The sequence below is a fragment of the Bacillus sp. AP50 genome (assembly GCF_040492675.1).
In the GTDB taxonomy this organism is placed as follows: domain Bacteria; phylum Bacillota; class Bacilli; order Bacillales; family Bacillaceae_G; genus Bacillus_A; species Bacillus_A cereus.
The window spans coordinates 1-8,699 of sequence record NZ_JBEUTW010000386.1 but is presented as its reverse complement, the minus strand read 5'-3'; the positions used below and the strand labels follow the sequence as shown (position 1 = coordinate 8,699).

Genomic DNA, 8,699 nt, shown 5'->3' with positions numbered 1-8,699 from the left:
TTATGGGTTATTATTTTTTTCGTTGTAAAAGGCACGATTTCTACACTTTTAATCGTTACAGGTGCTAAATATTTTGATTTATCATTTATGCAACTTATCTTATTAATTCTGACCTTATTAGTGATTTCTCTAATAAGCCGAAAATTGCTGTATAGACATAAACAAAACAAAAAGCAAAAAGAGCTAAATATATAATGGAGCCCCAGAGACCTTTGGATTTCTGGGGTTTTATTTTGATAGTTTTTTCGCATGTATATCAATTTAACAGAATAGGTTGTCCAAAATGATAAAATCGATGATGTTTAAAATGCGTCAGTTATTTTTAATAACGATTGATACCCGTATTTCTACAATCTATATAAATGACTCAAGCTTCGCATCTTATGAATTCCCTGATGTGCTAAACCTAAGCAAAGTAATGAACTATCTTAAGGAAGAAAGTTGAGTTAGCTAATCGCATATATTTTATTGAAAGGATGTGATTGAATTATGGAACGGCCGAATTGGGGAATTGGAGGATTAGTATTCGTTGGCTGTATGTTTCTTGGTGGAGGAGTGGGATCTATGTTAGGTAATGCCCAAACTGGATGGCTAATAGGAATGGGTGTTGGATTTCTTGGGATGGCTTTAACGAGACTGTTCAGAAAATAATGTAACTGAAATTCTTCTTCCTGAAAATAATTCATGGAATAAGTGCTCTATAGATTATAGTTAGAAACTTTTCATTTGTATTAGTTTTTTTATAAATTTCTCCATACATAGATACGATTCTCAAGTCGGAGGATGACACCTTAGGGTGTCTTTTTTATGCTCTTTAAAAATGTTTTACCATATAATAGCTGAGTTTTGCTTTCAGTCTCCGATGCCCATTAAGCATAAAATAAAAATTCTGCACCATTTAAACTCTGATAACAATTCATACGATTAAGAATAATTGAGTTAATAGCTTTCGGTAGATCGCCATCATTTTTTTATAATAGATTAGATTCATTGCCGTTTCAGACCTATGTATGAATTCATAATCTAATAGTAAAAGGAGGAATGATTAAAGGTATGGCGGTTAATGAGGAATCAATTTGTCAACAGTTTGCAAGAATCATTGGCGGTCAAGAAGGATTCGCCGGTGGGAAATGCGTGGCAACAATAAACCGAGATGAAATACGAGCAACAATCTTGGGAAAACGTTTTAGAGTAACAACTTCCTTTTCATTCGAATCACGAGACAATAAAACTGGACGGGCATTATGCCTAGGCCGAGTAGCACTCTTACAAAAAGAAGTCACTGAATTTGTGGCGACAATTATTAAACAAGGAATAATCGTTTCGTCTATACACAATGAGTGGTTATGTGATGTTCCAAATTTAATTTACGTTAATATCGAAGACGTTGATGATCCACTAAATTTTGCAAGAAAAGTGAGAAGAGCGTTATGCACGTAATCAATTTCTTTAGTTAAACGAGTCATTATATTAAATTGAAAAGTTCAGCGTGTTGGATGGTTTTATAAAACGAAAGAAGGTGTTTCATATTTGGAATGCCTTTTCTTTATGTTTTCGTTACTAATGTGGGTGGTTAACTGATTATATGCTGTTTATCTTGCAACAGCAAGAACTGGACGAGGTATCTTTAAAGGTGTTTGACTGTCTATAGATACCGTATTTTATCAAATGTTGTTAGCATATCATAAAACGATAAGGGAAAAATCGCCTTCATACCAACCAATCAAAATCTTGAGGTACTATTCTTTATGTTGTAAGGTTCCACTATTATTTTCATCAATTACTCAACGTATTGCTTCGATGTTTTCTGGAGTCATTTTAATAAATCCTTGCTTTTCATGAGATAATACTTTTTGATGAGTCATTTTGTGCATGGCATTGATTATATGACGATTAGAATTGAGGTCAAGTATTACCTCTTCACCTTTAATTCTATCAGTCTGCTTTTCCTTAACTCCTGATTATATTAGCTTCAATAACATATGATCATTCTTAAGAATGTCATTGAAATGTACGAATAGATGTTAGTGCAGCAAAATAAATTGTGTTATGATATGAGGAAAGATAAAGCTATGTAACGGAGGGAATAACATGCCGCATGTTGTGTTTCGTGGAATTACTACTGAACAATTAAAAAGCATAAGCAAGCCATTAGTAGAAGAACTCGCAGATATCTGTGAGTGTGGTACGGATAATTTCACCTTGGAACTACCAAGTTCTACGTTTGTATTCAATGGAGAAGAAATAGAGGCGTTTCCTCTTATTGAAGTGAAATGGTTCGAGCGTGGACAGGAAATTCGTGATCGATTTGCCAAGGCCATTACTACATATGTAATGGATTTTGGACTTCCAGAAGTAGAGGTTGTATTTACAGTTTTCACAGAATCAGCCTATTATATTAACGGGAAGCATTGTGCAAGTTAGAGTTATTAGAAAGATTTTTATAACACTAAGAAAAGAAATAGGAGAGGATATCCCATTTCTTTTTATTCCTATAATAAAATATGTTTCGTTAAAAACAAGGGCCGGAATTCCGGCTCCTTTTCTATCCTAAAGTCTTACTTTATCTCTCCGTCTCAAAAAACTCAATCCATTCTCCATCAGGACCAGCGAAGAATATGTAACGTGTTCCATCTGGTAATGTTTCGATTTCTTCTCCTAGTAAAAAGGTTACTGCGTGTTTCTTCAGTCTTTCGATCTCATCCCCTAATGAATCCACTTTAAAGCAAATGTGATGTACTTTTCCTTCTGCCGGAAGAGAAGAGTTGTAGCCTTCAATGAGTTCTAGTATCGTTTCTTTTGATTCTTCCACACCTAAAAAAGCGAGTTTTAAGTCTGGATTCGGATGACCCATACGTTTCATGAGCTGTAAGCCGACTACTTTTTCATAAAATGAAATAGATGTTTCTAAGTTTGCAACCATAAGTCCTACGTGTTCAATTCTTCTAACTGGCATGTAGATTCCTTCTTTCTGAAAATTATATACAATATATTATTGAAAATTAAGAAAATAAGCAAGATAAAAACCTTACAAATTTTAGCGTGTTATATGGTATAGTGAGAAAGTATGTTTGGGGAGAAGGAAGGAGATTATACGATGAATACAACTACTCAAACTCCTTCATTATCGGAAACGATGAAAGAGTGGCATTATGCATTAGCATATGAAATTAAACATTGGAAAACGATAGGTGGTAGTAAAATTTCTATCATGAATGGTCGTTTTTTATATACAGATTATGAAAGTACAGTATACGTATTTCAGCTTATTTCGGAAGTAAGCTTACCTGAAGGTTCACCCATTCGAATTGAGTTTGATGGTGAGGAAGCGACAGGAGAAGTATTGTCTGTACATGGATTAGAAATAGAACTGAAATTAAATGATTATATACAAGGTGAAATACGAGAAGCTGTTTTATATAGTGAACCGTGGCAACTTTTAGAGCAACTACAAGAGAGGTTGAAAGAAGCACGTAAAGATAAGCTGAAACGTAATCGTATAAAGCGTCTTGTTGATGGGACGAGCAGTCCGAAACATATTGAGAAGATGAAAAATCCAAAAAATGAACTGGCATATCGTTCGTTTTATAATCCGACAACGTACGTATGGGGACCGCCGGGAACAGGGAAGTCTTACAATTTATCACGTATTATTTCGGCTCATTATCAAAAAGGAAAATCGGTACTTGTGTTAGCTCATAGTAATGCGGCAGTAGACGTATTAATGAGTGAAGTAACGAAGCAAATTGAGAAGAAAAAGAAATGGACGCCTGGTGAAATTGTTCGTTACGGTTATAGTCAACATGAACATATACGAAATCATGAAACGTTACTTGCGTCGAAGTTAGTTGAAACGACGAACGGATCTTGGGGTGAGGAAAGACTCTATTTAGAAGAGACACGACAAGATCTTCGTGAAAAAATCTTATCGTATAAAGCAACATCTGCTGATAAGAAGCGTATACAAGAGATTGAAAGTGATCTTCGAAAGCAAAAGGCTAAAATTAAAGAAGTAGAAAAAGAATATATTGAAAATGCAAAAGTAATCGGCGCAACTTTATCAAAATGTGCCATTGATTCACTTATTTATGAGTGTACATTTGATTTAGTTGTTGTAGATGAAGTAAGTATGGCATATGTTCCGCAAATTGCATTAGCTGCTTCACTTGGAAAACGTATCGTCGTTTGCGGTGACTTTTTACAGTTACCTCCAATTGCGATGGCAAATCATGAACTCGTTCGCAAATGGCTTGGGGAAGATATATTTTACCATGTTGGGATTGTTGAGTCTGTTAATAAATCAGAAGCACACCCAAACCTATTTATGTTGCAGGAACAAAGACGTATGCATGCGGATATATCGAAGTTTACGAATTCGTTTATTTATAAAAATAGAGTATACGATCATCCGTCTGTTTCAGAACGTAAGGAACTTGCGAAACTACAACCGTTCGCAAATGAGGCGAGTGTTTTATTTGATACGAGCCAAATGGGAGCTTTTTCGTTAAAAGATGCTGCTTCTGGTTCACGTTTTAACATTATGTCTGGTTTAGTAGCAATGCAAATGATGTTAATCGGATTGTTAGATGGTGTGCAATCAATTGGTATTGTGACACCTTACAGGGCGCAGTCACGCTTTTTAGCGACGTGTATTAGAGAAATGTTGCAGAGAACGAAATATCAAAACATACCAGTTTTAGCGGCGACAGTTCATAAGTTCCAAGGTTCTGAAAGAGATATGATGATCTTTGATACGGTTGACAGTTATCCGCAAGAACGACCTGGCGTATTATTCTTTGATCACAAAAACCATCGCCTCGTCAATGTAGCAGTGACAAGGGCGAGAGGGAAGTTCATTCAATTATCAGATTGCCATTATATGCGTAAAAACCTTTCGAGAAAACAAGCGTTATCACAATTAACAGCTCATATAGAACGTCACGGAGATGTGTATGATCGCACGACATCAAGACAATTGTGGGAACGGAAAATTTCGAAACGTTTACGCTGGTTTATGGAAATGAATCTTGAGGAAACGAAAGGGGTATTAAAAGATATTTTAGCCTCAAAACGAAAAATTATTATTTCACTTCCAAGTACAAAACAAGTGGATAAGCGAGTATGGCAAGCGTTAATGCGTACAAATGCGCAAATAACAGTTTATAGTGATGGACCAGTTCCACTGAAAAATGTAAAGTTACAAAGACAAAATAAAGCATTCCCATTCTTAGTAATTGATGATGAAATCTTCTGGGCAGGCGCACCGCTTACATCTCAAATGATGTTTGAAGGTAGTACGGAATTTCCGTACGTATGTGCAAGACTGCAAGCACCTGAGACAATTGGTGTATTAAAAGGATTTTTAGATATTCGGTAAATTCGGATAGGAATTCCTTGACTTTTACTTGGAATGAACTTAGAATAAAAAATAATTTAATATAATTTTATGAAAATTCTTATCACGAGAGGTGGAGGGACTGGCCCTATGATACCTCGGCAGCGGATTCGTTATGAATACTGTGCCAATTCCAGCAAGGTAACTTGAAAGATAAGAAAGAAGCTCATTTTGACTGTATATACAGAAGCCTCTTTCTATCTTTTAGAAAGAGGCTTTTTTATGTGAAAATAAAAGGAGGAAGAAAAATGGGAGCGACAGGAGTAGCGTCACAAAGAAAAACAATTGAAGAGAGTATCGAAAGAAATAAGGAAAAGTACATAGAAACAAGTCATGATATTCATGCGAATCCGGAAATTGGTAACCAAGAGTTTTATGCATCTAGAACGTTAAGTTTATTGCTAGGCAGTGCAGGATTTCAGTTGCAGCACAATATAGCTGGACATGAAACGGGATTTATCGCGCGAAAAAGCTCTGGAAAACAAGGACCTGCAATCGCATTTTTAGCGGAGTACGACGCTTTACCAGGACTAGGTCATGCGTGTGGTCACAATTTAATTGGCACAATTAGCGTTGCAGCAGCAATCGCATTATCAGAAACGCTTGAAGAAATTGGCGGGGAAGTTGTCGTGTTTGGTACGCCAGCAGAAGAAGGCGGGCCAAATGGTAGCGCGAAATCAAGTTATGTAAAGGCAGGTTTATTTAAAGACATTGATGCGGCGCTTATGATTCATCCGAGCGGAAAGACAGCGACAACGAGTCCTTCACTAGCAGTCGATCCACTTGATTTTCATTTTTACGGAAAAACAGCTCACGCTGCAGCTTCGCCAGAAGAAGGGATTAACGCATTAGATGCGGTTATTCAGCTCTATAACGGTATTAACGCACTTCGCCAACAACTCCCGTCAGACGTGAGAATTCATGGTGTCATTACAGAGGGCGGAAAAGCACCTAATATTATTCCTGACTATGCCGCAGCAAGATTCTTCATCCGTGCAGCAACGAGAAAAAGATGCGCGGAAGTAACAGAAAAAGTAAGAAACATTGCACAGGGAGCAGCATTAGCAACAGGTGCAAAAGTAAAAATCCATCAATTTCAAAATGAAATCGATGAATTACTCGTAACAAAAACATATAACGATATCGTAGCGGAAGAACTAGAACTATTAGGTGAAGATGTAAATCGTAAAGAAAGAGTAGGGATTGGTTCAACCGACGCAGGAAACGTAAGTCAAGTCGTACCGACAATTCATCCGTACATTAAAATCGGACCAGATGATTTAATTGCACATACGAATGAATTTAGAGAAGCAGCACGTTCAGAACTTGGAGATAAAGCATTAATTACATCGGCAAAAGCATTAGCAAATACAGCGTATCGATTAATTACGGAAGAAGGGTTGTTAGAGAAGGTGAAGGAGGAGTTTAGAGAGGCGCAGAGGAATCAAGGGTAAGGGGATTAAGGTGCTTTTTTCGAATAGAGATCTAATTCATAAGTAGAGATATAAAAAAGAACATTGAAATATCAATGTTCTTTTTTTGTTTACTAATCATTGATTTCATTGGCTTTTCTCATAAAGGAAAAACTTTTACTGTTAGCCGGGGATAATACGTATCCCTTTATTAGAACGACAATTTCTCCTCAAACTCACTCTTTAAAACAATTAAAGGAGACGATAATCCAAATTGCATTAAAGAGTCTAAAAATGTAGCGAGAGAATCCATCGAATCGCTCATGACCTTCATCATATAATTAAATTCCCCGCTAATTCGGTATAAATCTGTTACTTCAGGAGCGGCATTACAAAATTGAATAAAATCAGAGCATTGGCTCGTTTTAAACATGATGAATGCTTGAATGTTTTTATTAATTTTTGCAGGCTCAAATTTCGTTCGATAAGCCGCTATAACTCCTTGATCTTCAAGCTTGTTAATACGTTCTTTTACAGCAGGTTGCGTCATGGATATAATTCGTCCTATTTCTGAAACAGAAATTCTCGCATTTTCATATAACAGGTTCATAATTTTATGATCGATTTCATCCAATTTTACAGCGTTTTGCATTGTGTAGCCTCCTTGTTATGTTTTCTAAAGTGAATTGCAAATTATAACTATAATATCATAAGTGAACGAACTAAATTACCTATAAATCTATATTTAAAATGATTAGTATTTGCATGAAAATATAAGTATAGGGTTTATCAAAAGGGAATTTAGGAAGGATGGAAAAAATGAAGAATCTTGATGGGAAAGTAGCATTAGTAACAGGGGCAAGTCGCGGCATTGGTCGTGCGATTGCGATGAGATTGGCAAACGACGGTGCATTAGTTGCGATTCACTACGGCCGAAATAAAATAGCTGCAGACGAAACAATTAGTGAGATTGAATCTAATGGAGGAAAGGCATTCTTAATTGAAGCTGATCTCAATTTAATGGATGGTGTCAAAAAAATAGTAGAACAATTGAAGAATGAATTACAAATAAGAGTTGGTACATCAGAGATTGATATTTTAGTAAACAATGCAGGGATAGGTACACAAGGGACGATTGAAAATACAACAGAAGAAGTTTTTGATGAAATTATGGCCGTAAATATTAAGGCGCCATTCTTTTTAATTCAGCAAACATTACCGTTACTACGAGTAGAAGGGCGCGTTATTAACATTTCATCAGCGGAAGTAAGACTTGGTTTTACAGGGTCCATTGCATACGGTTTAAGTAAAGGTGCACTAAATACGATGACACTTCCTCTAGCTAAACATCTTGGAGAACGAGGTATAACAGTGAATACAATTATGCCTGGATATACGAAGACAGATATGAATGCGAAATTGCTAGATAATTCAGAAATACGAAATTTTGCTACGAATTCATCTGTGTTCGGACGAATAGGGCAAGTTGAAGATATTGCAGATGTAGTAGCATTCCTTGCTTCTTCTGATAGCCGCTGGGTAACAGGGCAGATTATAGATGTCTCTGGAGGGTTTTGTTTATAGGGTCACTTACTCCATAACCAGCAAGCTAATTAAGTAAATTACTAGTTATGAAACGATCCTCGCTTCATAACTAGTAATTTATAGAAAGGTAGGGATGATAAAGAAGTCTATTAAAACGTGATTTTTTCGCTAGGCAATTTGAATAAGGGGGCTATTTTTAATTATTCATAATCTAAAATAATCCAATTTTATTTTACAGTAACATTAAAACAAAATTATTGACCGCGTGGTACAGAAAGGAGTATTCTATTCATGTTATCTTTAAAATGAGAGGAGGATACGATTGAATAAACGCGGCAGACCTCGAG

9 protein-coding genes, 1 pseudogene and 1 riboswitch are annotated in these 8,699 nt (G+C 36.1%); of the genes and pseudogenes, 7 read left to right on the top strand and 3 right to left on the bottom strand.

The features are described from left to right. The 3 genes from ABWK52_RS22995 to ABWK52_RS22985 form a co-directional block, all read left to right on the top strand. On the top strand, window positions 1–195 hold a 195-nt coding region (locus ABWK52_RS22995; RefSeq protein ID WP_353772158.1), incomplete at its 5' end, for a hypothetical protein. Between the two features lie 294 nt (window positions 196–489). Then, the gene (locus ABWK52_RS22990; RefSeq protein ID WP_170950840.1) at window positions 490–651 is read left to right on the top strand and encodes a hypothetical protein; all 162 of its coding nucleotides are present in this window, start codon (window positions 490–492) and stop codon (window positions 649–651) included. 402 nt (window positions 652–1,053) lie between these two features. After that, complete coding sequence (locus tag ABWK52_RS22985; RefSeq protein WP_061139512.1) at window positions 1,054–1,440, top strand: DUF1259 domain-containing protein; 387 nt, start codon at window positions 1,054–1,056, stop codon at window positions 1,438–1,440. A gap of 302 nt (window positions 1,441–1,742) precedes the next feature. Here ABWK52_RS22985 and ABWK52_RS22980 read toward each other — a convergent pair. Continuing rightward, a pseudogene (locus tag ABWK52_RS22980) lies at window positions 1,743–1,961 on the bottom strand (DUF6241 domain-containing protein); the annotation flags it as partial. Between the two features lie 130 nt (window positions 1,962–2,091). On the opposite strand from ABWK52_RS22980, the gene ABWK52_RS22975 reads away from it, so the two are divergent. Beyond that, entirely contained in the window at window positions 2,092–2,424 is a 333-nt protein-coding gene (locus ABWK52_RS22975; protein ID WP_001120970.1) for a DUF1904 family protein, read from the top strand. Between the two features lie 139 nt (window positions 2,425–2,563). On the opposite strand, the gene ABWK52_RS22970 is transcribed toward ABWK52_RS22975, so the two are convergent. Further along, window positions 2,564–2,956 carry a VOC family protein gene (locus tag ABWK52_RS22970; RefSeq protein WP_061654905.1) on the bottom strand — a complete coding sequence of 131 codons (393 nt, stop codon included), beginning with the start codon at window positions 2,954–2,956 and terminating at the stop codon, window positions 2,564–2,566. 111 nt (window positions 2,957–3,067) lie between these two features. Here ABWK52_RS22970 and ABWK52_RS22965 point away from each other — a divergent pair, with 111 nt between their 5' ends. Both ABWK52_RS22965 and ABWK52_RS22960 read left to right on the top strand, forming a co-directional pair. Further along, window positions 3,068–5,377: an AAA domain-containing protein gene (locus ABWK52_RS22965; protein ID WP_141537331.1), complete on the top strand. Its 2,310-nt coding sequence runs from the start codon at window positions 3,068–3,070 to the stop codon at window positions 5,375–5,377. Window positions 5,378–5,453: 76 nt separating this feature from the next. Further along, window positions 5,454–5,555, top strand: a riboswitch (SAM riboswitch). Between the two features lie 88 nt (window positions 5,556–5,643). Beyond that, window positions 5,644–6,849 (top strand): M20 family metallopeptidase, encoded by a 1,206-nt coding sequence (locus ABWK52_RS22960; protein ID WP_061654903.1) that lies wholly within the window; start codon window positions 5,644–5,646, stop codon window positions 6,847–6,849. 169 nt (window positions 6,850–7,018) lie between these two features. Here the strand turns inward: ABWK52_RS22960 and ABWK52_RS22955 are convergent, their stop codons facing one another. Continuing rightward, window positions 7,019–7,459 carry an Lrp/AsnC family transcriptional regulator gene (locus ABWK52_RS22955; RefSeq protein ID WP_001178562.1) on the bottom strand — a complete coding sequence of 147 codons (441 nt, stop codon included), beginning with the start codon at window positions 7,457–7,459 and terminating at the stop codon, window positions 7,019–7,021. Window positions 7,460–7,626: 167 nt separating this feature from the next. On the opposite strand from ABWK52_RS22955, the gene ABWK52_RS22950 reads away from it, so the two are divergent. Further along, on the top strand, window positions 7,627–8,391 hold the full coding sequence (locus ABWK52_RS22950) for an SDR family oxidoreductase (protein WP_033667410.1): 765 nt from the start codon (window positions 7,627–7,629) through the stop codon (window positions 8,389–8,391). The last annotated feature ends 308 nt before the right edge of the window (window positions 8,392–8,699 follow it).